The 25,616-nt window shown below is 49.6% G+C and carries 29 protein-coding genes; 3 read left to right on the top strand and 26 right to left on the bottom strand.

Annotated features, from left to right (window positions below):
• Positions 1-3 precede the first annotated feature (3 nt).
• The 3 genes from NP589_RS14000 to NP589_RS14010 are packed head-to-tail and all read left to right on the top strand — an operon-like array spanning position 4 to position 2,796.
• Positions 4-1,224, top strand: a complete 1,221-nt coding sequence (locus NP589_RS14000; protein WP_256607550.1) for an O-antigen ligase family protein — start codon at positions 4-6, stop codon at positions 1,222-1,224.
• Positions 1,217-1,966, top strand: a complete 750-nt coding sequence (locus NP589_RS14005; protein ID WP_256607551.1) for a glycosyltransferase family 2 protein — start codon at positions 1,217-1,219, stop codon at positions 1,964-1,966. The genes NP589_RS14000 and NP589_RS14005 overlap by 8 nt, the downstream gene beginning before the upstream one ends.
• On the top strand, positions 1,963-2,796 hold the full coding sequence (locus tag NP589_RS14010; RefSeq protein WP_256607552.1) for a glycosyltransferase family 2 protein: 834 nt from the start codon (positions 1,963-1,965) through the stop codon (positions 2,794-2,796). Before NP589_RS14005 ends, NP589_RS14010 begins: the two co-directional genes overlap by 4 nt.
• Here the strand turns inward: NP589_RS14010 and NP589_RS14015 are convergent.
• The 26 genes from NP589_RS14015 to NP589_RS14140 form a co-directional block, all read right to left on the bottom strand.
• The gene (locus tag NP589_RS14015) at positions 2,793-3,215 is read right to left on the bottom strand and encodes a DUF2802 domain-containing protein (protein ID WP_256607553.1); all 423 of its coding nucleotides are present in this window, start codon (positions 3,213-3,215) and stop codon (positions 2,793-2,795) included. The two genes, NP589_RS14010 and NP589_RS14015, sit on opposite strands and share 4 nt — an antisense overlap.
• On the bottom strand, positions 3,215-3,379 hold the full coding sequence (locus NP589_RS14020; protein ID WP_256607554.1) for a hypothetical protein: 165 nt from the start codon (positions 3,377-3,379) through the stop codon (positions 3,215-3,217). Before NP589_RS14020 ends, NP589_RS14015 begins: the two co-directional genes overlap by 1 nt.
• A 28-nt stretch (positions 3,380-3,407) precedes the next feature.
• Positions 3,408-3,881: a chemotaxis protein CheW gene (locus NP589_RS14025; RefSeq protein ID WP_020483661.1), complete on the bottom strand. Its 474-nt coding sequence runs from the start codon at positions 3,879-3,881 to the stop codon at positions 3,408-3,410.
• A gap of 21 nt (positions 3,882-3,902) precedes the next feature.
• On the bottom strand, positions 3,903-4,634 hold the full coding sequence (locus tag NP589_RS14030) for a chemotaxis protein CheW (RefSeq protein ID WP_256607555.1): 732 nt from the start codon (positions 4,632-4,634) through the stop codon (positions 3,903-3,905).
• Positions 4,631-5,434 carry a ParA family protein gene (locus tag NP589_RS14035; RefSeq protein WP_256607556.1) on the bottom strand — a complete coding sequence of 268 codons (804 nt, stop codon included), beginning with the start codon at positions 5,432-5,434 and terminating at the stop codon, positions 4,631-4,633. Before NP589_RS14035 ends, NP589_RS14030 begins: the two co-directional genes overlap by 4 nt.
• Positions 5,431-6,312, bottom strand: a complete 882-nt coding sequence (gene motD, locus NP589_RS14040) for a flagellar motor protein MotD (protein ID WP_256607557.1) — start codon at positions 6,310-6,312, stop codon at positions 5,431-5,433. The genes NP589_RS14035 and motD overlap by 4 nt, the downstream gene beginning before the upstream one ends.
• Before the next feature lie 10 nt (positions 6,313-6,322).
• On the bottom strand, positions 6,323-7,069 hold the full coding sequence (locus NP589_RS14045) for a flagellar motor protein (RefSeq protein WP_256607558.1): 747 nt from the start codon (positions 7,067-7,069) through the stop codon (positions 6,323-6,325).
• On the bottom strand, positions 7,069-8,160 hold the full coding sequence (locus tag NP589_RS14050; protein ID WP_256607559.1) for a protein-glutamate methylesterase/protein-glutamine glutaminase: 1,092 nt from the start codon (positions 8,158-8,160) through the stop codon (positions 7,069-7,071). Before NP589_RS14050 ends, NP589_RS14045 begins: the two co-directional genes overlap by 1 nt.
• A 9-nt stretch (positions 8,161-8,169) precedes the next feature.
• Positions 8,170-10,374, bottom strand: a complete 2,205-nt coding sequence (locus tag NP589_RS14055; protein ID WP_256607560.1) for a chemotaxis protein CheA — start codon at positions 10,372-10,374, stop codon at positions 8,170-8,172.
• Positions 10,375-10,384: 10 nt separating this feature from the next.
• A complete protein-coding gene (locus tag NP589_RS14060; protein ID WP_256607561.1) occupies positions 10,385-11,107 on the bottom strand; it encodes a protein phosphatase CheZ in 723 nt (240 codons plus the stop codon).
• A gap of 17 nt (positions 11,108-11,124) precedes the next feature.
• Positions 11,125-11,499: a chemotaxis response regulator CheY gene (locus NP589_RS14065; protein ID WP_033193930.1), complete on the bottom strand. Its 375-nt coding sequence runs from the start codon at positions 11,497-11,499 to the stop codon at positions 11,125-11,127.
• 99 nt (positions 11,500-11,598) lie between these two features.
• Positions 11,599-12,345, bottom strand: a complete 747-nt coding sequence (locus NP589_RS14070; protein ID WP_064009028.1) for an RNA polymerase sigma factor FliA — start codon at positions 12,343-12,345, stop codon at positions 11,599-11,601.
• Positions 12,342-13,175 (bottom strand): MinD/ParA family protein, encoded by an 834-nt coding sequence (locus NP589_RS14075; RefSeq protein WP_033193931.1) that lies wholly within the window; start codon positions 13,173-13,175, stop codon positions 12,342-12,344. The genes NP589_RS14070 and NP589_RS14075 overlap by 4 nt, the downstream gene beginning before the upstream one ends.
• 31 nt (positions 13,176-13,206) lie before the next feature.
• A complete protein-coding gene (gene flhF, locus NP589_RS14080) occupies positions 13,207-14,613 on the bottom strand; it encodes a flagellar biosynthesis GTPase FlhF (protein WP_256607562.1) in 1,407 nt (468 codons plus the stop codon).
• Between the two features lie 15 nt (positions 14,614-14,628).
• A complete protein-coding gene (gene flhA, locus NP589_RS14085) occupies positions 14,629-16,734 on the bottom strand; it encodes a flagellar biosynthesis protein FlhA (protein ID WP_064009026.1) in 2,106 nt (701 codons plus the stop codon).
• 19 nt (positions 16,735-16,753) lie between these two features.
• Positions 16,754-17,881 carry a flagellar biosynthesis protein FlhB gene (gene flhB / locus NP589_RS14090; protein WP_256607563.1) on the bottom strand — a complete coding sequence of 376 codons (1,128 nt, stop codon included), beginning with the start codon at positions 17,879-17,881 and terminating at the stop codon, positions 16,754-16,756.
• Positions 17,882-18,658 carry a flagellar biosynthetic protein FliR gene (gene fliR / locus NP589_RS14095; RefSeq protein WP_064037668.1) on the bottom strand — a complete coding sequence of 259 codons (777 nt, stop codon included), beginning with the start codon at positions 18,656-18,658 and terminating at the stop codon, positions 17,882-17,884.
• A complete protein-coding gene (gene fliQ / locus NP589_RS14100) occupies positions 18,655-18,927 on the bottom strand; it encodes a flagellar biosynthesis protein FliQ (protein ID WP_371929673.1) in 273 nt (90 codons plus the stop codon). Before fliQ ends, fliR begins: the two co-directional genes overlap by 4 nt.
• Positions 18,928-18,936: 9 nt before the next feature.
• Positions 18,937-19,683 carry a flagellar type III secretion system pore protein FliP gene (gene fliP, locus NP589_RS14105; RefSeq protein WP_256607564.1) on the bottom strand — a complete coding sequence of 249 codons (747 nt, stop codon included), beginning with the start codon at positions 19,681-19,683 and terminating at the stop codon, positions 18,937-18,939.
• Positions 19,676-20,119 carry a flagellar biosynthetic protein FliO gene (gene fliO / locus NP589_RS14110; protein ID WP_256607565.1) on the bottom strand — a complete coding sequence of 148 codons (444 nt, stop codon included), beginning with the start codon at positions 20,117-20,119 and terminating at the stop codon, positions 19,676-19,678. Before fliO ends, fliP begins: the two co-directional genes overlap by 8 nt.
• A complete protein-coding gene (gene fliN, locus NP589_RS14115; protein WP_064037666.1) occupies positions 20,119-20,571 on the bottom strand; it encodes a flagellar motor switch protein FliN in 453 nt (150 codons plus the stop codon). The genes fliO and fliN overlap by 1 nt, the downstream gene beginning before the upstream one ends.
• 18 nt (positions 20,572-20,589) lie before the next feature.
• Positions 20,590-21,570, bottom strand: a complete 981-nt coding sequence (fliM, locus tag NP589_RS14120; RefSeq protein ID WP_064009020.1) for a flagellar motor switch protein FliM — start codon at positions 21,568-21,570, stop codon at positions 20,590-20,592.
• Positions 21,571-22,119 carry a flagellar basal body-associated FliL family protein gene (locus NP589_RS14125; RefSeq protein WP_256607566.1) on the bottom strand — a complete coding sequence of 183 codons (549 nt, stop codon included), beginning with the start codon at positions 22,117-22,119 and terminating at the stop codon, positions 21,571-21,573. It lies immediately after the preceding gene.
• Between the two features lie 283 nt (positions 22,120-22,402).
• Positions 22,403-23,482 (bottom strand): class II fructose-bisphosphate aldolase, encoded by a 1,080-nt coding sequence (gene fbaA, locus NP589_RS14130; RefSeq protein ID WP_064009018.1) that lies wholly within the window; start codon positions 23,480-23,482, stop codon positions 22,403-22,405.
• 103 nt (positions 23,483-23,585) lie between these two features.
• The gene (locus NP589_RS14135; RefSeq protein WP_064009017.1) at positions 23,586-24,572 is read right to left on the bottom strand and encodes a transaldolase; all 987 of its coding nucleotides are present in this window, start codon (positions 24,570-24,572) and stop codon (positions 23,586-23,588) included.
• Between the two features lie 284 nt (positions 24,573-24,856).
• Positions 24,857-25,534: a hypothetical protein gene (locus tag NP589_RS14140; protein WP_256607567.1), complete on the bottom strand. Its 678-nt coding sequence runs from the start codon at positions 25,532-25,534 to the stop codon at positions 24,857-24,859.
• Between the last annotated feature and the right edge of the window lie 82 nt (positions 25,535-25,616).

Below are 25,616 nucleotides of genomic sequence, written 5' to 3' on the forward strand. Positions count from 1 at the left end.
AGCATGCTTGCATATCCCGCGATTTCAGAAAAATCCCTGAACCTCTGCCGCTACCTGACAATTGTCGCCGCCATCGCTGCGCCGATTTCCACTGCTATCGCGAGCATAGCCAGCGTGGCGTTGTTAGTATTCTGGCTACTCTCCGGCCAGGCAGTGCAGACCCTTAAGTTATCTTGGCAACAACCTGTCGGAAAAATGATCTTGATCTTCATTGCCTGGCTGCTGATCGGCACTCTTTACGCGGATACGGACTGGCACAGCAAATTGGAGACCTTATCCAGCTGGAAAAAGCTGCTTTACGTATTCTTGCTACTCGGCGTTTTTCAGCAACCGACTTGGCAAAAACGTTTTGTCTACAGCTATTTCATCGCCATGGTGGTGGCTGGCATTATTGCGATACCACTTTGGGCGTTGGATCTTATCGTTAGAGACGGCCGGGAAGCCGGTATTTTCATGACCAATCATGCCACTCAGAGCACTGCTTTTGTGGCCGCCCTGTTATGCGGTATCTTCCTGGTGCAAGAACCCCTCGCCAGCCGCCAAAAATACGCAATTTGGGCCGGAATAGCCATCTTTCTATTCAATATTTTCTTCATTAGTACGGGGAGGAGTGGCTATTTGGCCGTACCCATCGCTGCGGTTTTTGCATTGGGTTCGATATATGGTTATAGCAAACTACCGCAAATTATTGGCATAGCCGCGATTGTGTTGGTGGCATTTGGTCTAAGCTCCAACACGTTGCAAGAGCGATTCAGATTGGCTTGGGACGAACAAGCCAGTTATCAGAGCAGCAAGGATTTAACGTCAGTAGGTATTCGGGTAGTCTTTTATCAAAACACCCTGGAACTCATTGAGAAAGCACCTTGGTTCGGGTACGGCACCTCATCGTTCAAACCGACCTACAGTAATTATGCCTCGGCCAAAAGCCAGGGATGGCAGGGTACCAGCACCAGCGACCCGCATAATCAATACCTGTTCATTTGGCTGGAAAATGGCTTGGTCGGCTTGCTGCTGTTTTTTGCTTACATTTATGTCTCCCTGCGCCAAGGTATGAACAACCTACCCTACGGTCCGATTGCCGCCAGTTTTTTAGTGGCAATTTGTGCTTCAAGCCTGTTCAACTCGCATTTCAAAACCTTTGCCGAAGGTTATTTGCTGGCGTTCTTTCTCGGCGCCTTGCTAAGCCGTCCTAGCGATTCCACCCTTCGTCAGACTGATGCTTAGCGTTATTGTCATCACCAAAAACGAGGCGAAACATATCGGCCGCTGTCTGGCATCGGTTGCTTGGGCCGATGAAATTATCGTGCTCGACTCGGGTAGCAGCGACGAGACCGTCGCAATTTGCCAACAATTTACCGACAAAGTCTTCATCACCGACTGGCCTGGATTTGGCCCGCAAAAGCAGCGGGCATTGGATAAGGCCAATGGCGACTGGGTGCTGTCTATCGATGCCGATGAAGAAATTGGCCCCGCGTTAAAAGACGAAATTCAGCAAGCCATGCAGCAAAACGACGTGCAGGGCTTCGAACTCCCCCGTTTATCCAGCTACTGCGGCAAACAAATCAAGCATGGCGGTTGGTGGCCGGATTATGTGTTAAGACTGTTTCGCCGCGATGCCGGGCGTTTCAGTAACGAAGTAGTACATGAGCGGATTGAAGTTAAGGGGGCTATCCGTCGACTTAACAACCCGCTCTTGCATGAAGCCTTCGTAGACCCCGCAGAGGTGCTGCATAAGATCAACACTTATTCCTCGCTGGGCGCCGAGAAACTGTTCAACAACGGTAAGCGCGCCAGTTTGGGTAAAGCCATCGGCAAAGGCCTGTGGACGTTCATCCGCACTTACTTCATCCAAGCAGCCGTTTTGGACGGCGCGGAAGGCCTAATGCTTGCCATATCCAACGCCGAGGGCAGTTATTACAAATACCTGAAACTACGCGAGCTTTGCCGCAAAACAGCCAGCAAATGAACGGCTTGATCTCGGTCATCGTCACCACCTATAACTGGCCGGAAGCACTTTCCACCTGCTTGCTGGCGCTAATGGCTCAACAAGATCGCCGGTTTGAAATCGTCGTCGCCGACGACGGCTCCGGCACCGCAACCCAGGCATTGCTGAAAGACTTTATCGAAACCAGCGAAATTTCACTGCGGCACGTTTGGCATGAGGACCGGGGATTTAGGGCCGGCACTATCCGTAACAAGGCGGTTGCCGTCAGTCGCGGCAATTATCTGCTGTTTATAGACGGCGATTGCGTAGCACTACCGGATTTTATTAGTCGTCATCGACAACTGGCCGAAACCGGTTATTTCGTTCCGGGCAACCGGCTGTTATTGAGCGAGCGTTACACCTCACTGGTATTGCAGCAAAAAATACCGCTGCATGAACAGTCGTTTAACTTTTTTTTATGGCAATGGCTGCAAGGCCGCATCAACCGCTTTTTGCCTTTACTATATTTGCCGCTGCGCAACTGGCGTTATCGACAACCGCAGAATTGGCAAAAAGCCATGACCTGCAATCTGGCAGTTTGGAAAGACAATTTCCTGGCAACAAACGGTTTTGACGAAGTCTTCGAAGGCTGGGGATATGAAGATTCGGATCTGGTGATCCGTTTGATTCACCAAGGCGTTCAACGAAAGGAAGGCCGCTTCGCGGTGCCGGTTTTACATCTTTGGCACCGGCATAACGATAGAAGCCAACACGATGAAAACTATCAGCGTTTATTGCGGCGGGTTGCGGATAGAACGATGATTCGCGCGGAACAGGGCGTGAGTCAGTATCTGGAAACGATATGCGACTAACTCAAGCCGGAACGCTTGCTGCCGCCATGTAAGCGCATCAATAAAACCGCTTCGTCGCGGGTCAGTCCGCAATCCCTGACCAGTTCCTCAATACCGACACCACTACGGATTTTTTCAATCACATCTTCATAGCCGCTTGCGGGGATAGGCTCCGCGGGCGTTACGCTATTTACGGTTTGCCGCTGCGTATTGACTTGATCCACAATGCTATTTAAGCGCGAGTCGTTAGCAGCCAGCCGCCGATCAACAGCCACAGCGGCGGAGCAAAGGCCGGCTACATCCTCATTGCTACGCTGTACCCGCTCCTCGAGAAGTTGAAATTGTTTTTTTAGTGCTTGCTGCTGACGCAACAACCAAACCAAGATCACCAGCACAAATACGACTCCACCCGCCAAAACCAGCAATAGATATTCGCTCATCACACTATTTCGTCAACATGCTCAGCAGGCTGTTTATCGTTTTTGTTTGGGTCGGGTTTGGTCTGCGGTCGTTTTTGCGGAGGGTGTTTTTCACGTTCTTCCCGCTCTACCTTGTATATGGTGTGCACGGGAGAAAAAGGCGTGATCGGTGTAATCTCGGTCATGTTGCACCTCGCATGCCTAGTTAGGCAATCAAAACATATCCAACTCGGCTTTTTCGTCGTCGCTGAGGAATTTATTCAAATCCACCAGAATTAACAAATGATTGTCGCGACTGGTGACGCCTTGGATATATTTGGAACTCTCTTCGTTCCCGACATTCGGCGCGGTCTCAATCTCGGAAGCGCGCATTTCCACGACTTCGGCCACGCTATCCACCAAAATACCGATGATATGCCGATCAGTTTCGATAATCACCACCCGCGACGCATCGTCGGTGTCTTTGGAAGGCAAGCCGAAACGGTTACGGGTATCGATGACTGTCACCACGTTGCCGCGCAAATTGATAATACCTAATACGTAGGAAGGCGCACCGGGCACCGGGGCAATCTCGGTAATACGCAACACCTCTTGCACTTGCATGACATTGATGCCGTACTTTTCGTCGCCTAGACAAAAAGTCACCCACTGCATGATAGGGTCGCCTTGTTTTTTATCTTCGCTCATTTTGCTGTATCCAGATGCTGTTTAACTATTTTTTCTATGCGGTACCAGCTGTTTAACATCGATAATCGCTGTCAACTCGTCTATTACCGTGCCGATTAACCATGGTTTTTTTTGTCTGGCCGTTCGCCATCTGACCCCATCCGGCTTTACTTTACCGATGGAGAGAATTTCATCGCACACCAAACCCCATTTTTTATCCTGGGTTATTAAAATGCGCTCGGACGGATATTCCTCACTATCCGGTTGCGCGCCTCGGCTTTTGCCGAAAATCAGCTGCCGGGTATCAAGCACGCCGATACGGCTATCGTTCTCATCCAGCAAACCCAGGAACCAAGAGGGTTGTCCAGGAATTTTCGTGGGTTTGCGGTCGATTTTGATTGTTCTTGATAACTCGATCAGCGGCGTTGCCAATATCAGCTTATCAACCTTAAAAAACAAAGCCTGAAACTCGTACTGCGACCAATCCGGCATTATAGACAGTGCCTGTAGTTTAGCCGGGATTTCCGGCTCTACAAGCTTGCTTTGTCGGTTCCTAACCAGTGCTTTGGAAGTTGCTTTCGGACTGCTGATCACGACCGGAACTGGATCCGGCAACTTGATAGGTGCCTCAACGACGAGCCGTTCCACCGCTATCGCGGGTTTTACACTAGCAGCTTCGTCCGCGTCGGGCACCTCATCCAACAGAGTCTGCAAATAAACATCGAGCGCTAACTGTTGATGAACAATACTGGGGGGTGGTTTTGCCTGAGTCATTTATGCGGCGCCAAGTTTTTGTCTGGACTCTTATCAAGCAATAACAGTTCCAACAATTCGGCATACGCTTCGGCAGCGCGCGCGCTTTTGTCATACAAGGGCAAGGGAATACCGGCCTGACTGGCGTCCCGGACTTTGGTATCCACCGGCACCACCGAACTCCAGGCATTATCCGGGTACTGCTGATGTAACGCCGCTAAGCTGTCGCGGGCCGCCTTGGTGCGTTTGTCAAACATGGTCGGCACGATAGTGAATTTAGGCGGCGTTTTCCGGGAATGGAACACCATTTTTATGGTGTGCACCATTCTATCCAGGCCTTTTAATGCCAAAAACTCGGCTAAAACCGGAATAATTAAATGATCGCACGCCGCCAGTGCATTGATCATTAATACTCCCAACATCGGCGGACTATCGATAATCACATAGTCGTACTCGTCGGACACTTTGTTCAATGCAGTAGCAACCACCAAACCCATGCCGCCAATTGCGGCTACCTGCCTATCCAAAGTGGCGATGGCAGTCGATGCGGGTAATACGCCTATACCGTCAAAGTCGGTCTTGGCGATATAAACCGCCGGATCGATATTTTTCTTTTTTTCACTGGCATCGAGAAATAAATTGTAAACACCTAACTCGATCTCGTCCGGGTTCATCTTAAAATAGCTGGTCAGCGAACCGTGCGGGTCCAAATCGACCAGCAAAGTTCTGAATCCCCAGGACGATAACAAACCACCCAGCGTCACCACGGTAGTCGTTTTACCGACCCCACCTTTTTGATTGGAAACTGACCATATTTTCATAACTGAGCCGGCGGTTCCGGCGCCTTTTCAACTGCGGTTTCAGGTGGCGAACTGGGTTGCGACGGCGCCAAATTCAGTACTTTCGCGCGTTCATCGTCAGTCATGCCGTAACGGGCAAAGGCTTGCGACATCAACACTAATACAACTCGCCGATTCTTAAAGCGCCCTTCTTCGTCTTTGTTATCGGCGATAGGATGAAATTCTCCATAGCCCACCGCCGATAATCGTGTCGCCGGAATATTGTTTTTTACCAATTCCTTGACCACGCTGGTCGCCCTGGCCGAGGATAAGTCCCAATTAGACGGGTAAAAGCCGGTGGAAATAGGCACGTTATCCGTGTAACCCTCTACGTTAATCACATTAGGCACATCTCGTATCACTTCCGCGACTTTTGCCAGCACGGGGAGCGCTTTAGCGGACAGTTCGGCCTTGCCGCTGGCGAACAGCAATTCGCTGTTCATTTCTAATTCCACCCAGAAATCGTGCTTTTTAATACCGACGAGCTTGCTTTCGACATAAGGCTGCAAAGCACCTTGAAACTGCTCGGAGACCTCACTAAGCCGCTGCTTTTCCTGCAAAATCTCCTCACTTAGCTCACGTTCCTCAGCAGTCGCCAAATTAGGCAGCTCGATGGGCTGAATCGTGGTGGGAATCACACCGATCTGAATCGGCTCGGCTTCCTTTTGAATCTTCTCGTTGTGAAACAGAGCCTGGTCCAGCGATTCGGAGAATGTTTCGTATTTGCCCTTATTAACCGATGAAATCGAATACATCACCACAAAAAACGCAAACAGCAAGGTCACAAAATCAGCGTAAGACACCATCCAGCGATCATGATTATCGGCCTCTTGCAATGTCCTGCGTCTGCGCCGACTCATAAGGCCTCCATTATTTTTCCAATAAAAAACCGGACAATTTCAACTCGATATTGCGAGGATTTTCGCCCTCGGCTATCGAGGAAATGCCTTCTATCACCATTTCCCTGGCTTGCGATGCTTCGAAAATCAGACTCTTCAGCTTATTTGCTATAGGAATAAACAATAGATTGGCTAGGCCGACACCGTAAATAGTTGCCACGAAGGCTGTCGCAATGCCGCTACCCAACAACTCCGGTTTGGCTAGATTCTGCATCACGTGAATCAAGCCTATCACCGCGCCGATAATGCCGATAGTCGGCGCATAACCGCCCATAGCCTCGAAAACCCGGGCAGCCTGGGTATCCAAATGCTCCTTTGTAGTCAGCTCAACCTCAAGGCAATCGCGTATCACTTCCGGCTCGTTACCATCGACCAGCAACTGCAAACCTTTTTTGGCAAAACTGTCTTTTTCGGTTTCGATAATGGATTCCAGCCCCAGCAAGCCTTCCTTACGCGCCAAAGAGCTCCAGCGTACGATTTTGTCGATTTGCTTTTTAAGCTGCAAATTTTGCGGCACAAATATCCAACTCAAAATTCGTAAACTGCGCATAAATACTTTGGGAGGGAATTGCAACAGTGTAGCTCCCAGCGTACCGCCCACCACAATAATGAAGGCGTGATAGTTGACAAGGGCTCCCAGCTCGCCGCCACCCAGCATGTTGCCGCCGATAATCGCGGCAAAGCCTATCAATACACCCAAAATACTGAGAATATCCATCAATGTAATTTTTTAAATTGGTTGGCAATCTCTTCCAGAGAATAAATATGATCAGCCAGACCGGCTTCAGCGATGGCTTTCGGCATGCCGTAGATAGTACTTGTCGCCTCGTCCTGCGCCCAGATTTGCGCACCGCGCTGCCTTAACTTCATCGCGCCAGCCTTGCCGTCGGCCCCCATGCCGGTCAACACCACCGCCAACACATGCCCGGCAAACACTTCGGCAAGTGAGTCAAAAGTAATGTCAACGCTCGGGCTATAAATTTCCCCGCTTTGCTTGGGCCTTAACGCAATCCGCCGTTCACCGGCTACTTGCTTAACTTGCATCTGCATTGCACCTGGCCCTAATAATGCTGTGCCTGGCTGCAATACGTCGCCATCCCGTGCTTCTCTGACATTAATGCTGCAAAGCAAATTCAAGCGTTCGGCAAAGCTTTTAGTGAAATTGGGCGGCATGTGTTGCACCAGCAATATGGGTATCGAACACTCAGCCGGAATTTTGCTAAGGACATATTGCATGGCCACGGGCCCGCCGGTCGAGGCGGCAACCACCAAAAGCTCGATTTTGCCGCTCGATGACGTCTTGGGCCATACAGACACAGCGCGTATCGGTTTAACTATGGGCTTTTCGGCGGTTAAGCTCTCGCGTTCTTCTAGGCCAACGCGCGCCATAGGGCGGGAGGACATTCTAGTGGCCTGAGAAGCCACCATCCTCACCCGATATCTAAGCAAGTAGCGGGCAGTTTCACGATTAGCATCAATGTCTTCCAACTGCTTGGGCAAAAAGTCGATAGCGCCGGCATTTAACGCATCCAGGGTTGCTTGAGCGCCGACTTGCGTCATTGCCGAAAACATCAGTATCGGACAGGGCCGGGTGCCCATGATTTTTTTGACTGCCGTGATGCCATCCATGATCGGCATCTCCACGTCCATGGTTATAACATCCGGTTGCAGACTTGCCGCAAGCTCGACGGCTTCGCGACCGTCATGAGCTACACCGATAACTTTAAACTCTTGATCCTCTTCTAAAATTTCCCGAATTCTTTTACAGATAAAATTGGAGTCGTCGACGATCAGCACCCGAATGGTCATATCGCCGCGTCACATCGCATACTTCTTCATCAGACCAGGCACATCGAGTATCAGCGCTATCTTGCCGTCACCGGTAATGGTTGCTCCCGCCAACCCTTCCAATCCATGTAACTTGGCACCAAGGGCTTTGATCACCACCTCTTCCTGTCCGATTAATTGATCCACCACGAAACCAACATGCCTGCCGCCGGCGTTGACTACCACCACGTGATTGGTCGGTTGCGTTTCGCCTGTGAAGTAAGAGCCTCTGACCAGCCATTCGCTCAAATAAAACAGCGGTAAGGCCTTGTTTCTGACCATTACCACCAGCTGACCGTCTACTTTATTGGTTTTGCTCAAATCCAGATCGAGAATTTCCAGGACGCTGGCCAATGGCAACGCAAAAGCCTGTCCGCGCAGCTTCACCATAAGGGTCGGCATGATCGCCAAAGTCAGCGGCACCTTGATCAGAATGGTGCTGCCTCGGCCTTCCACCGAATCGATTTCCACCACGCCGTTCATTTGCGCGATCCGCGTCTTTACCACGTCCATGCCGACACCGCGGCCGGACACGTCGGAAATTTCAATTTTAGTCGAAAAACCGGGTAGAAAAATCAGGTTGTAACATTCTTTTTCGTCGAGACGCGCGGCACTTTCTTCATCCATCAAACCTTTTTCCACTACTTTGGCGCGCAATACATCGGAATTCATCCCCTTACCGTCATCTTTGATGGACAATTGGATGTGATCCCCTTCCTGGGAGGCTTTCAAGATCACCACGCCTTCCCTGGGCTTGCCTTTGGCCTCTCGCTCGTCCGGCGATTCGATACCGTGATCTACGGCGTTTCTCACCAAATGCACCAAAGGATCAGCCAGCGCCTCAACCAGGTTCTTGTCGAGATCTGTGTCTTCTCCCACCAACTCCAGTCTGATTTCTTTTTTCAGACTTCGGGCCAAATCGCGCACCACGCGTGGAAAGCGGCCGAATACTTTTTTGATGGGCTGCATCCGGGTTTTCATCACCGCCAACTGTAAATCGGCGGTCACCACATCCAGATTGGATATAGCCTTGGACAACTGTTCACCGGCTTCGGCATTGGCTTTAAGGGTTTGGAAGCGATTGCGTACCAGAACCAGCTCGCCGACCATATTCATAATATCGTCCAAAATCTGGGTATCTACCCTGACCGTCGTATCGGCTTGCGGTGTTGCGGCTTTACTTTTGTCGGAAACCGAATCTACTACCGGAGCTACTTTACCGAGGTTATTTTCGGGTTCCACATCGGCAGGCGTTTTCGCGACCGGCTCTGGTTTAGCTGCTACGACCGGTTTCTCGACAGGCGCCGCCACATTTTTAATTGGTGTGTCTTTTTCACCCGCAGCTTGCTCATCAATCTTGCCCAAATTGGCAGCATCGAACTTACCTTTACCGTGTAAAGCATCGAGTACTTTATCGAACTCCTCATCGGTAATATCGCCCGAATCGCTGGCTTGAACAGGCACCTCGGCTTTTACCGAAAACTTGCCTTTGCCATGCAACTCGTCGAGCAAATTTTCAAACTCATCTTCACTAATTTCGTCATCCGCGGCCGGGGCTGCCGATTGCGGCTCTATGTGTACAGTAGGAGAACCACCTTTTCCATGCAAAGCATCCAGCAAATCTTCGAATTCCTGTTCGGTAATTTCGTCAGCATCTTCCGCGGCGGATTCGCTGGCCAATAGCTCCTCGGGATCAAGCATCGCATCGTAGTCTTGAGCTGCGGATTCTTGAGGGGATAATTGATGAGGCTCCGGAGTTTCATTCAATACAACTGCTTCTACCGCAACCTCTGCAGCGCTAGCTTCGGCTGGCCCGGCGTAGGCTTTCAAGCGTTTTAAAAGGCCTTGATCGGCCGATTTTGGCGTATTGCCTGAACGGACTTGCCCGAACATCTCGTTGACGATGTCCACCACTTGCAAAATCACATCCATCAAATCAGGGGTGACTTGGCGATCACCCTGCCTGAGCACGTTAAAAACGTCTTCGGCGTTATGACAAACATCGACCAAAGCGCTGATAGCCAGAAAACCGGCACCGCCCTTTATGGTGTGGAACCCGCGAAATATCGAGTTGAGGAGATCAAGATCGCCGGGCGATTGCTCCAGTTCGACCAGTTGCTCACCCAGTGAATCGAGAATCTCCCCGGCCTCGACCAGAAAGTCCTGCAATATTTCGTCATCCAGATCGATCGCCATGTTGTTTTCCTCAGAAACCTAGACTAGACAGCAAATCATCAACATCGACCTGACTGGTGGCGACATCGCCGGCTCTGTCATCTACTCCGGGTACAACCGGTCCGGGCACTTCGGGCTGTAGCGCCGCCCCGCTGCTTGGCGTGATTTTGCGACTGGAAATTTTGATCAGATTAACCATGCTGCCTTCGAGATCCTGCACCAAATCGATCACCCGGCGGATAATCTGCCCGGTAATATCTTGAAACCCTTGCGCCATCAAAATATCGTTTAAACCCGCCTGGATTTTGTCCAGAGACACGCGCGACTGCTCAAAATATTGACTGAGGTCGGCACTCATCGCCTTAAACTCTTCGAACGGCATTTCCCGATCCAAAAAGCGATTCCATTGCGCGGACAATTGGTTAACCTGACCGCTCAATTCATCGGATACCGGCATTAACTCTTCAACGGCGGTTAGGGTCTGATCCGCGGCCTGTTCGGTCATCGCGATCACATAATGCAAGCGCTCCTTGGCGTCTGGAATATCGTGCTCGGCCATTGCGGCTATTTTGGAATCGACGGAAAAACTAACCATGGTGTCGTGCAATTGGCGAGTTAGGCGGCCAATTTCTTTAAACAATTGTGTTTCTCTCAAGCCGGCTACTTGATCGAGAATTTCGTCGGCAGCCGCTTCATCGCATTTTTCTAATGCTGCGACCAAATCCCGGGCCAAACTCAGCAGGTCAGTATTCATCGTTATCTCCCTGTGCTTCAGCCGTCGATGCGTTCAAAAATCTTTTCGATTTTCTCTTTAAGCGTAGCAGCAGTAAAAGGCTTGATGACATACCCGTTTACGCCGGCTTGCGCAGCCATGATGATCTGCTCACGCTTGGCTTCGGCAGTTACCATCAACACCGGCAGATTGGCCAAACTGGGAGTAGACCTGACAGCCTTCAACAAATCTATACCGGTCATCCCGGGCATGTTCCAATCGGTGATCAAAAAATCGATACCGCCTTTTTCCAAAATAGGCAGCGCCGTTTTCCCGTCGTCCGCTTCCACGGTGTTGGTAAAACCCAGATCTTTCAACAGGTTTTTTACTATTCTCCGCATTGTCGAAAAGTCATCGACAACCAGAATACGCATATTTTTATCCAAGGATAATCTCCACCCAGATTACTTTATTGTTAAGAAACCGCTAAGTTGTCACTGATAATTGCGAAAAATTCCTGCAATAACCACACATTAGCTGCACTTTTCATTATCTTTCCCTTCCACCCAATCCGCAAGTCTAGCGCGTAAGCGCAACATCGCCTGACTACAAATTTGGCTAACCCGCGATTCGCTGACATCGAGCACCTTGCCAATCTCACGCAAATTCAGCTCTTCGTCGTAATACAGCGATATCACCAAGCGCTCCCGTTCCGGTAATTCCGAAATAGCCTTGGTCAGGGCTTTTTGAAAATTCTGTTGGATCAGCACATCTTCGGGCTGCTGATTGCCGTGCACATCGTCAATGACGCTATCTTCACCTTGCACCAATTCTTCGACGCTAAAGGTCTTGCAAGACACCGCATCCTGCAAAATATGGTGATATTCATTTAGGCCTATGCCCATATGCCCGGCCACTTCGGTATCCTTGGCGTCGCGTCCCAGTTGATTCTCAACCTCGCGTATCGCCTCCGCCACCATCCGGGCTTTCTTATGCACCGAACGCGGTGTCCAATCGGAACGGCGCAATTCGTCCAGCATGGCCCCGCGAATGCGGATGCCGGCGTAAGTATCGAAGCTGGCCCCCTGACCGGCGTCGTAGTGTTTCAGCGCTTCCAGCAAACCCAGCATGCCGGATTGAATCAAATCATCAAGCTGCACCGTATCGGGCAACCGACCCATCAAGTGGTAGGCAATGCGTTTTACCAGCGGCGCATGTTGAATGACTAAAGCATCAACATTTCCAGCCTGCACGGCAGCATACATTGCCGCTCCGCTCATGCAACATCCTCTTTCGCGCTGTACTGGATCATCCGTTCGACAAAAAACTCCAAATAACCGCCCGCTTTAGGCTTGATGGGCCAGCTATCGATTTTCCGCGCCAAATTCTTGATGGCCAGTGCCGCCTTACTTTGCGGGAATGCTTCCACCACCGGCGTTTGTTTTTGCACTGACTTTTTCAAATATTCGTCCTGCGGCACCGCGCCGACAAAATGCAAAGCCACATCCAAATAACGGTCCGTCACTTTACTCAGCTTATTGAACAGGGCCTGTCCGTGCTCAGCCGACTGCACCATGTTCGTAATAATGTGAAAGCTATTAAGCCCGTAATCTCTATTCAACAATTTGATATAAGCATAGGCATCAGCCAACGAGGTTGGCTCGTCACAAACCACCACAATGATTTCCTGGCAGGCGCGGGCAAAATTCACCACACTTGCCGAAATACCGGCTGCGGTATCGACTATCAACACATCCAGCTCTCGGTCGATTTCGCTAAAAGCCCGTATCACGCCGGCTTGCTCGATACTCGACAAATCAGACATTCGCTGAATACCTGACGAAGCCGGAATGATTTTCAGCCCGGAGGGACCGGTCATCATGATGTCCTTCAAACTTTTTTCGCCGCTCAATACGTGCGACAAATTGAATTCGGGAAACATGCCCAGCAAAATATCGACATTAGCCAAGCCCATGTCGGCGTCGAGTATCGCCACTCGCCTACCCATTTTCGATAGCGCCACGCCGATATTCACGGAAAGATTGGTTTTACCAACCCCGCCCTTGCCACTTGTTACCGCGATTACTCGCACCGGTTTCATATGTCTCATTTGTCTAATTCCAGCTGCCTGATCGAATGACTTATGCATGGCTTTCCGCCAGCCAGTCTTCAACATTCACATCGTCGCCATAGCCATGGTCCTGATCGACACTTTCCATACACTGCTGAATCAAACCATCGGCATCGGGTAAGTAAATATCTTCCGGAACCTGCTGACCATCAGTGATAAATGACAATGGCATACGCCGCTCGATAATCGCCGACAACGCGGTACCTTTGCTAACTGCCTCATCAAACTTGGTTAGTATAGTCGCTTGTGGTTCGAGTATTCGGAACGCGTCCATAATTTCCAGCATTGCTTTGTATTGCGTGGTTGCAGACATCACCAAATAGGAGCGGATCGGCAAATCGCCGTGTTGCAAAGTTTTTAGCTGCTCAGCCAAGCGCATATCGCGCTGGCTCATGCCGGCGGTGTCGATCAAAATCAGGCGTTTATCGGAAAAACTGTTGATATGCCTGCGCAATTCCTCCGCATCGCCCGCCACTCTGACCGGCACATCCAAAATTCTGCCGTAAGTATTGATTTGCTCGTGAGCACCTATCCGATAATTGTCCGTGGTAATCAGTGCAATCTGCCGGGAACCGTGTTTTAAAATAAACTGCGCGGCCAACTTAGCGACTGTCGTGGTTTTACCGACGCCGGTGGAGCCAACCAATGCGGCGATACCGCCTTGATCCAGCAAGTTGTCGTCGGCTATCGGCACCAGTCTGGCCAACATTTCTTGCGCTTTGCCGATGGCTAAATCGAATTGTTTATGACTACCCAACCGGTTGGCTATCTTGCCCGCCAAATTTTTCGAGAAGCCGCACTCCAACATCCGATCACGCAAATCGTCGTGTAAAGGTAGCCCGTGTTGCGGCATTTGCATGACTATATTCGACAACTTGCTGTCCAACATGGTCCGCAGTTCTTTCATTTCCGCACGCATCTCATCGATGAATTTATCGCCATTGTGCGACTGAACCGGCCTAGGCTCGGTCAACGGTTTAATTTTGGGATCGGCACTCGCCCAAGCCGGCTTTTCGACTTGGCGAACTTTTTCGGAGATTTTCTGCGCGCTGTTATGACCAACCTGGAGTTTTTCGGCATAACCGACATATTGATCCAGGTTGCGACGAATCGGATTTTCCGGAATGCTGCCTTCCGCGCCGCGTTTTCTGGCGCTACTTAAAACATGCAGCGATTTTTTTTCGGCTTCGAGATCGGGCAAATCGACTTTTTTAACTTCATTGGGCGGCGATTTTTCGTCTTCGCGTTGCTTGAGATTTTTATGAATGACCTGCTCGTCAAAGTCGCGGGCCGCAACGATTTCCACGCCACCATCCACCGAACGGTTGGACATAATCACTGCATCGGCGCCCAATTCTTCTTTGACCATGCGCATGGCCTGCCGTATGTCTGCTGCAAAAAAGCGTTTAATTTTCATCGCGCAACCTCTGTTTTATTGTCCACGCTGTCCCACTGTGGAAACCACCCTGATCTGCCGATCTTGAGGGATTTCATTATAGGCCAGCACATGTAAGCCGGATATCGAATGACGAACGAAGCGAGCCAACCAGGGACGAATATAAGAAGACACCAACAACACTGCGGTCTGCCCTTCCATTTCCATCCTTTGCGCACTTTCCTCCAGGGATTTGTGCATCTGCTCGGCCAAGCCCGGTTCTAAACCCGCACCGCCTTCGCCCGCCGTCTGCAATGACCTATGCAATATCTGTTCCAAGCCTGGATCGAGTGTAATAACCGGGATTTCTGTCTGTACACCATTGATTTCATGGACAATTGAGCGCCCCAAGGCCGCCCGCACCGCCGAGGTCAAGATGTCCGGATCTTGACTCTTCACCCCGTACTCCGCCAAAGTTTCGGCGATGGTCCGTAAATCCCGAATCGAAACCCGCTCTTGCAGCAGGTTTTGTAAAACCTTCACCAAAATACCCAATGGCAAGGTTTTCGGTACCAGATCCTCGACCAGCTTCGGCGCTACTTTGGACAAATTATCCAGCAACTGCTGCGCCTCTTCGTAACCGAACAATTCGTGGGCATTGCTTTGCAGAATATGACTGAGATGCGTGGCGACCACTGTACTGGGATCAACTACCGTATAGCCCAGGGTTTGCGCCTGGTCTTTTTGATTGGCATCGATCCAGATCGCATCCAAGCCAAACGCCGGATCCTTGCACGGCGCACCTTGCAATGTGCCGAACACCCGGCCGGGATTAATCGCCATTTCTTTCTCGGGCATGATATTGGCTTCGCCGACACTCACGCCCATCAAGGAAATCCGGTATTCGGTAGGTGACAAATCCAGGTTGTCCCTGATATGTACGGACGGAATCAGAAAGCCCAGCTCTTGCGACAATTTCTTGCGCACACCCTTGATGCGCATCATTAATTGTCCGCCCTGATTTCTATCCACCAGCGGAATCAAGCGATACCCCACTTCCAGGCCAATCGCATCGACCGGCATCACATCATCCCAGCCCAATTCCTTGATCTCGGTTTTCGCCAGCTGTTGCGGCGAGACGATGCGTTCCATTTCCAGGGCTTTTTCTTCCTCCAACTTACGCCGCCTATCGATAAGATAGGCACCGCCGACCAGCGTCAACGCCAGCAAGATGAACACCAGATTCGGCATGCCGGGAATAATGCCGAGGATGCCCATTACCGCCGCAGTCACCAGCAGAGTGCGCGGATCTTCAAACAGTTGCGAACTCAGCTGCTTGCCGATGTCCTGTTTGCTGCCCCTAACCCGCGTGACTACCATCGCCGCAGCGACCGATAATAGTAGCGACGGAATCTGCGCCACTAAACCGTCGCCGATGGTCAGCAACACGTAAACATTCGCGGCGTCGGCAAAGCTCATACCGTGCTGGCCCACACCTATCGCCAAGCCGCCGATCATATTCACGAACAAAATAATGATGCCGGCTACCGCGTCGCCGCGCACGAATTTACTGGCGCCATCCATCGAACCGTAAAAATCCGCTTCGGCGGCCACTTCCTCACGGCGAGCCCGAGCCTCATCCTGATTAATCAATCCGGAGTTCAAATCGGCGTCGATAGCCATCTGTTTGCCCGGCATCGCGTCCAGGGTAAAACGAGCACTTACCTCCGCCACCCGGCCGGCGCCTTTGGTGACAACCATAAAATTGATGACCACCAAAATCGCAAACACCACGATACCCACCGCAAAATTACCGCCGATTACGAATGAACCGAAGGCTTCGATGACCTTTCCGGCGGCATCCCCGCCTTCATGCCCGCGGATCAACACTACCCGGGTAGAAGCCACGTTCAGGGACAGGCGCAACAAGGTTGCCACCAGGATCACGGTTGGAAAGGAGGCAAACTCCAGTGGCTTGAGGGTGTAAATCACCACGAGCAGAATAATCAGAGAGAATGCGATATTGAAGGTAAAAAACAGATCCAGCACAAACGGCGGTAGCGGCAAAATCAACAATGCCAGCAACATCACGATTAACAGTGGCGCACCCAAGCCCAAACCCGTCAGTGCTTTGAGAGCGTTGAGTATTTTCGTAAAATCCATAATTCAGCTCGATACCGGGCTATTGCTTAAAGTCGTCGGGTACTTGCACATCGCTAGGCGGAACCGGTTTGTTCCAGCCGTATTGCGTCGAAGCCCGTAATTGAAAAACATAGGCTAATACTTGAGCGACCGCCAAAAATAAGCCACGCGGTATTTCCTGATTCAAGTCGGTGGAATAATACAAAGCTCTCGCCAGTGAAGGCGCCGCGACCAAAGGTACTTGCGAGGCCATTGCCAACTGCCGAATCTGCGCGGCAACCAAATCGGTACCTTTAGCAACCAGCAAGGGCGCGCCATTACCGCTTTGATCGTATTTTAAGGCCACCGCAAAATGGGTGGGGTTGGTGACAATGACGTCAGCGCTAGGCACCGCATCCATCATCCGCCGTTGTGCGGCCTCCATCTGCATGCGACGGATTTTACCTTTGACCTCGGGATTACCCTCTTGATCCTTGGCTTCATCGCGAACTTCCTGCTTGGTCATTTTCAGCTGGCGCTGGTGATTCCACAATTGATAGGGTGCATCCAGCATCACCAACAATAAAAAAGTGGCACTCAGAATCATTAAACAGAAGGAAATAATATCGCCGACATGATGAATAGCCTGATCAATAGGCAAACGACTCAAACCCATGAAATCGTCGAAATACAGCTTGAACAAATTCCAGGACACGACGGACACCAATATAACTTTTAGAATGGCCTTGATCAGTTCGACCACACCTTGAATGCCGATGATTTTTTTGATTCCGGTCAGCGGATTCAGCTTGGAAAACTTCACCTCGAAGGCTTCGCTGGTAAAGTTCCAACCGCCCAACATCAACGCTGCCGCCAAATCGGCAACCACCAACACCACCAAAAACGGCAGAATTACCCACAAACCTTCGGCAAACGCCGCCTTCAGATAAATCAAAGGTGTCGCCGGATCGAACACTGCCTCCCGCGACAACTGCAAGGGATGCTTCATCATCTCCAGCATACTGCGCCACATGCCTTGACCGGAATAGAAAAACAGCGCGGCACTGGTAATCAAGGTCACAAAGGTATTGAGTTCCTTGGAGCGCGGTACCTGACCCTTTTTTCGCGAATCGGTAAGTCGCTTACCGGTGGGGTCTTCGGTTTTATCTTGACCGGAATCTTCTGCCATTTATTGCAACCTCAACAATGCACCGACCAGCGCAAAACCGTTATGCAGCATGTCGCTAAAGCCTTCAAGCATGGTCGGCAGGCCAATCCAGATTAAACCCATACCCAGCATGATGGTGATCGGAAAGCCGACACCGAATATCTGTAACTGCGGCGCCGCTTTTGACGCAACACCAAAACTGATGTTAACGAATAACAATGTCGCCATCACCGGCATGGATAGCAGTAAACCATCCGCGAAAATCAGACTACTCCAACTGATTACCCGCCATAAGTCGGTCTTATCCATGCCGATACTGCCTACCGGCAGAGTATGGAAGCTTTGCGCCAACATTTCGATCAGCAATAAATGACCATCCACCGCTAAAAACAGCAAGCTGCCGCTAATCACAAATAACTGGGCAATCACCGGGACCTGTACGCCAGTTGCCGGATCGACCATGGATGCAAAGCCCAAGCCCATGCTGTAAGCGATAGTCTGTCCGGCAAACAACATAATAGAAAACACCATCTGCAAGATAAATCCTGTGGTCAGGCCCAAAGCGACCTGCTGTACCGCCACCATAAACCCTTGGTAGCCAAACATTTCAATATCCGGCATCGCCGGTAACGTTGGCATAATTACCCAGGTAATCAATAGGCTAGCGATTAATCTTACTTTGGCAGGCACCGCTTTAACGCTAAAAACCGGCACCGTGATGAACATGGAACTGATACGAAAGAATGGCCAGACAAACGAAGCAAGATACCTCAGTAACTCGTCTTCGCCGAAGTTCATCCTATTAGCGTAGGAATATCGCGCATCAAATCTTGGAAATAATCGATGAGCATTTGCAACATGCCGGGGCCGGCTATCATCAACACCGCGATAATCGTCGCCAGCTTGGGAATAAATGTCAGAGTCTGTTCTTGGATCGAGGTCGCCGCCTGGAACATGGACACCAGCAAGCCAACAACCAAGGATGCAATCAGGATAGGCCCCATTAATTTCAAGGAAATCAGTACCGTGTCCTGGGCAATTACCGAGATGGTTTCCGGCGTCATCATCGGGTTAACCTATACGTAAAAGCTGGCTGCCAGCATTTCCATCACCATGGTCCAACCGTCCGCCAGTACAAACAACATGATCTTAAACGGCAACGACACGATCATCGGGGACAGCATCATCATACCCATGGACATCAATACGCTGGCCACCACAAGATCGATGACCAGGAACGGCAAGAAAATCAGAAAACCTATCTGAAAAGCGGTTTTCAGTTCACTGGTCACATAAGCCGGCACTAACAAGGAAAACGGCACATCTTCCGGCTTATCGATTTGCTCGCGGCCGGAAATCCGCACAAAGGTATCCAGATCCGTCTCGCGGGTTTGCTTGAGCATGAACTGTTTGAAGGGCTCCGAGGCATTTTGCAACGCAGTTACGGCGTCAATTTTTTCTTCCATGTAAGGCTGCACGGCAGTTTCATTAACCTTTTCTAACACCGGCATCATGATGAAAATAGTTAGAAATAGAGATAGCCCCAATAACACTTGATTGCTTGGCGCTTGCGCTGCACCTATGGCTTGGCGGAGCAAGCCCAATACGATCATGATCCGGGTGAAAGACGTCATCGATAACAACAATGCAGGCAACAAGGTCAGCATGGTCATCAACGCTAAAATTTGAATGGTGACCGTGTAGGTTTCGCCGCCCTTGGGGTTGCTAGTCACGGTAATGGCATCAACGCCCACTGCGGCATAAACAGTTTCCGGCAGAAACAGTAACGCGGTGATCAGGCACGAAAAAATCAACTTAATCATGGTGCTTACCTTGCATGACTTGCAGCAATTTCTTGGCAAATACGCTGGTTTCCTGTCCCTCTGCGTTATTCATAAACAAACGTTGATCACCCTCGAGCTCAAGCAGTTTATCGATACGCCCGCCACTAACACCTAGCAATAGTTGTTTCTCACCGACTTTAACCAATACCAATTTCTCGCGCATGCCCAAGGACAATCCGGCCAACACCGCCAACTGACTTTTACCGACAAAAGCCAAACCGCCGCTTTTACGCAACAGCCAAACCGACAGAAAAAATACCGCCAATACCAATATCAAAGCCAACAGCCATTGTGCGACATCTCCGGAAGATACTACTTTTGCAGTCTGCCTGGGTAGCGTAGCAGCTTCGTCAGCCCATACATAAGGAGCGATTGATAGCGAAACAATTAGGGTAGTCAGGCGAGATACAGACATCAGCCGAGCTTTCTGACTCGTTCCGACGGACTGATAATGTCGGTCAGCCGAATACCAAACTTGTCGTTGACCACCACTACTTCGCCATGAGCGACCAAAGTACCGTTTACCAGCACATCCATGGGTTCGCCGGCAAAACGATCCAGTTCCACTACAGAACCCTGGTTTAGCTGCAACAAATTGCGGATATTAATTTTGGTTCGGCCGATCTCCAACGATACCGTCACCGGCACATCAAGAATCACGTCCAGCTTGACTTCATCACTGCTGGGACCGTTATTTTTGGATTTTTGCTCGCTAAACTCCGGAAACTCCGCAGCGGCAAAACCTTGTTGAGCGCTTTTGGCGGCGTTTGCTTGTTCCTTTAGCGCATCACCCCAATCAGCTTCAGCATCGGCTTGCTCGTTCATAGCGGCGGCCCAGTCGTCGCCGATTTCGTCGTTTTCACTCATGCTTATCCTTCCCTGCTGTCAAATGTTGTCCAGCGTCATTTTTTCTATAATTTCGATGGCATAGTTACCATCCGAAAGACCCAATTTACCCCGAAAAACCGGCACGTCTTCAACTTCCAGCAATACGGTTTCCGGCATTTCTATAGGAATCACATCGCCTTTTTTAAGTTCAATCACTTCGCTGATAGACATTTCTTTTTCTATCAGTTTACTGTTGACTATCACTTCGCTACGCATAATTTCATTCCGTAGCGAGTCTTGCCAGCGACCATCGACTTCACCGCGGTCGCTGGTTACAGCATCCAGCAGCTCTCTAATCGGCTCGATCATGGAGTAAGGCATCGCGATATTGATATCGCCGCCGCCGCCTTCCAGTTCCACATGGATAGTGGATATCACCACGATTTCCGAAGGACTGACGATGTTGGCAAACTGCGGATTTACTTCCGAATTGATGTATTCAAAGTCGATGTCCATCACCGGTTTCCAGGCTTCAGCCAGATCTTTGAAAATCATATCGATAATTAGCCGAATAATGCGCATTTCAGTCGGCGTAAATTCCCGGCCTTCGACTTTGTTGTAAAACTGTCCCCCGCCGCCGAAAAAGTTATCGACAGCGGTAAACACCAAACGTGGTTCCATCACAATTAGTGCCCGCCCGCGTAAAGGCGACATCCGAATCACATTCAAATTAGTCGGCACGAATAAGCCTTGAATGAATTCGGAAAACTTCTGCACCTGAATCCCGGAAACAGATATTTCCGCAGCGCGCCTTAAAAAATTAAATAAAGCAATCCGGAAATGGCGAGCAAAGCGCTCGTTGACCATTTCCAAGGTGGGCATGCGCCCCCGAACAATCCGTTCCTGACTATTAAAATCATAGACTCTGGCCGAGCCTCGACTATAGTCATCGTCAACCCCGGTATCGACGTCGCCGTCGTCCACGCCATGCAGTAGCGCATCGATTTCATCTTGAGATAATAGATCGGCGGTTGACATTTATTGCATTACAAATTCAGTGAAATACACATCTTTAACGGTATTTTTACCGGCCATTTTTTCTAAAACCTTGCCAATTTCTGCCTGCATCATGGCTTTTAGTTCTTGCTTCCCTTCCAAAGTTTTGGCTTTTTCAGCGCCAATTGCACTGATTGCCATCAATAAATTATTGCGTATCATGGGCTCATGCTTTTTCATTGCATCCTTACTCGCCTCGCCTTTCATCAGTATTGTCAGAGAAATTCTGATGACTTTTGCGCCAGAGCCTGCGGGGAAATTAACCAATAATGGGGTTGGTAAATCATAATAAACATCAGGCTCAGCGACTTTTTCGTGGTCGGCTTCTTCTTCGTGCGCGGCTTCTTCCTTATGCTCTTCCTTGCCGTGCTTGGCATCCCCTTCTTCTTTATGCTCAGCGTCGGCTGGCTTGTTCAGAAAGAAATAAGCCCCACCTCCCGCACCCGCCAAAGCCAGCACAACCGCAGCGATTATTACGATCATTTTTTTGGAAGACTTCTTACCTTCGTCTTTCCCTTGGGCTTCTGCCATGTTCCACCTTTTAATTTTTTACAGCACAATACGCGCCAAAATACTTAAGTTCAATCAGACAACTGCCCTAAAAACAGCTGGATTCGATCATACAAGAAAAAACATCGTTTTAGAATAATAGTATAGCCGTCACTGGAAAGCAGTTAGGCAAAAAGCGGGGTTCAGGTATGCAAAAAATACCTGGAGGAAGTGTAGCTCTTAAGTCAAATTTTTGACTCAGATTATGAATGTTTTACAGAGAGGACTGCAAAGACCTAGCGGCCTTTGCAGCTTTATCAAGATATTACAGCGAATTAACAGCGTTTAATTCTTGGAAGGCTTGCTCTAAACGAGTCACCATGCCAACTTGACCGGCACGTTGCCAAACACGGGGGTCATAGTATTTTTTGTTCGGTTTATCGGCACCTTCCGGGTTACCGATTTGGCCTTGCAAATAAGCTTCGTTTTTCTTGTAAAACTCCATCACACCAGCCCAGGAAGCCCATTGGGTGTCGGTATCGATGTTCATTTTAACGACGCCGTAGCTGATAGATTCTTTAATCTCTTCTGGAGAAGAGCCTGAACCGCCATGGAACACGAAGTTCAATGAGTTTTGCGGCAAGCCGAATTTTTCCGAAACGTATTTTTGCGAGTTAGCCAAAATTGTCGGCGTCAATTTAACGTTACCTGGAGAGTAAACACCATGAACGTTACCGAACGAAGCAGCAATAGTGAATCTGTGACTGATTTTGCTCAGTTGCTCGTAAGCGTAAGCAACATCTTCCGGCTGGGTATACAGCGCAGAATGATCCATACCGCTGTTGTCGACACCGTCTTCCTCGCCGCCGGTACAACCCAATTCGATTTCCAGAGTCATACCCATTTTGGACATGCGCTCCAGGTACTTACCGCAGATTTCGATGTTTTCTTGCAGGCTTTCTTCGGAAAGATCCAGCATGTGCGAGCTGAACAATGGCTTACCGGTTGCAGCGAAGTGTTTTTCGCCCGCATCCAACATACCGTCAACCCATGGCAGCAATTTTTTTGCAGCATGATCGGTATGTAAAATAACCGGTACGCCGTAATGTTCAGCCAGAGCATGCACGTGATGAGCACCGGAAATCGCACCAACAATTGAGCAGCCCTGTCCTTCCAGTTTCAAGCCTTTACCGGCAACAAATGCCGCGCCACCGTTGGAGAACTGAATCACTACCGGTGACTTTACTTTTGCCGCCGCTTCCAATACCGAGTTGATGGTATCGGTGCTGATCACGTTCACAGCAGGTAAAGCAAATTTGTTCTCTTTGCAAATTGCAAAGATTTTTTGTACATCTTCGCCGGTTACGACACCGGGCTTAACAACATCTAATATTTTCTGAGACATGCCATAAATCCTGCTTAGGAATCGGATTGCTCAAAAACTAAGCAACCCGAGAAATTCGTGATGAAACACTGGCAACGAGACCAACTCGCTGCCAGCTATCTTTTTAAGCTTCCAAACTAGCCAAACGCTCTGACAACAATTTTTCCAAGGCTTCTAAAGCTTTGGCGAAACCGTCGATACCTTCCGCCAATTTTTCTTTTGCCATACGGTTTTCTTCGTGCATACGCTCAAAAGTAGCTTTATCGACAGTGATTTTTTCAATCGTGGCATTTGCAGCATTTGCAGGATCCAGTTTACGCGGCAGGTCGCCTTCAACGGATTGCAGTTCAGCCAACAACGATGGTGCAATAGTCAATAAATCACTACCGGCCAGTTCGGTAATTTCGCCGATGTTTCTGAAGCTTGCGCCCATTACTTCGGTTTTGTAACCGAATTTTTTGTAGTAGTTGTAGATTTCAGTTACTGACAATACGCCTGGGTCTTCGGTTGGCGCGTAAGAGTCGCGACCGGTGTCTTTTTTGTACCAGTCCAGAATACGACCAACGAACGGAGAAATCAGCGTAATACCGTTTTCCGCGCAAGCAATCGCTTGATGCAAACCAAACAACAACGTCAAGTTGGTGTGAATGCCTTCTTTTTCCAATACAGCAGCAGCTTGGATACCTTCCCATGTTGCAGCAATTTTGATCAGCACGCGCTCTTTAGAAATACCGGCGGCTTCGTATTGTTTAATCAGGTCCCGGCCTTTGGCAATGGTGCCTTCAGTATCGAAAGACAAGCGCGCATCGACTTCGGTTGATACACGGCCTTCGATGATTTCCAATATTTTGAGACCAAAAGATACCGCCAAACGATCAAAGGCCAAAGAAACAACATCTGCGGCTGAAGCGCCAGCCCCCAGGGTTGCTCTTGCACCTTTCAAAGTATCATCAACGATACCTTGATACTGCGGCATTTGCGCGGCAGCGGTAATCAATGATGGATTGGTGGTCGCATCGCGTGGTTTAAATGTTTCAATCGCTTGAATGTCACCGGTATCGGCAACAACAACAGTCATTTCGCGGAGTTGTTCGAGTAAGTTTTTTGCCATAGGATTATCCTCAGATGTGTTATTAATTTTTCCCCCTCGTTTGAACCGAGCTTTACAAGTAAAAGATGTTCAGCAATTCTTGCAGGAGATTGATTGCAAAAGAGTCCCTGGTGAAGAAACTCTATTTTTAGATATATTGATAAGACTGAATCGCCACTTGGCATATATTCAAAGCCGAAAAGCACGCTTTAAAACATACGAAGTGGCGATTACTTAAATCTACCGGATGAGAGTTAACGCTTAACCCTTAAGTTCCAGCGATCAGCATCATAAATCAGATGCTATTAACCTTTATCACGCAAATACTTTTCCACGCCGGTCGCTTTCGCAGCGGCCGCTTCCCTGTCTCTTACGATTTGCTTTGCCATGTATTTGGCAACACCTGTAGCAGGATTGGAATCTTGTTTTTCCAAGTATTTGGCAACACCGGTTTTATTGGCACCCATTTTTTCCAGATACTTTTCCACACCTGTTGCACCAGATGCAACTTGGTAATCACTTGCTGAAGAACCTTTGACACTTTTAGGCGATTTTTTGTTGTAGATAAAAAATCCGGCCACTGCCAACAAAACCAAGCCGATGTAGGAAAAATCGGAAGAAGCAGCTTTTTCTGTTTGTATAACATCTACTGCTGCTTCCGCAGAAGTTGTGGAGACAGATGAGCTTGACGATTTAGCCGCACTTGGTGCTGCCGCGCTATGCTTATACTCAGCATCGCTGTATAACACTTTAGGTTGGAAGTTCGTCGCTGGGAAAGCTGGATCTGCTTCAACTTCTTTCGCAGCTGGTTTTGCCGCGGGTGCTGCAGCAGCTGGTGCCGCTTTGCTGTCGTTATATTCAGGATTGGTATAGAGCACCTTTGGCTGATAATCAGCCGCCGGATAATCCGATCCCGCCATAGCTAAGGAACTGGTCAGCATTAGAGCTGCCATCACGCCTTTCGTTAATTCATTTCTTTTCACGTCTATCACCTATGCTGTTAGAAACGTGAGGCTTCGATCATTTAATCCAAGCCTCACCTAAGTTTACAAAATTAAAGAACGG

The organism is Methylomonas rosea (genome assembly GCF_024505055.1).
Taxonomy (GTDB): Bacteria; Pseudomonadota; Gammaproteobacteria; order Methylococcales; family Methylomonadaceae; genus Methylomonas; species Methylomonas rosea.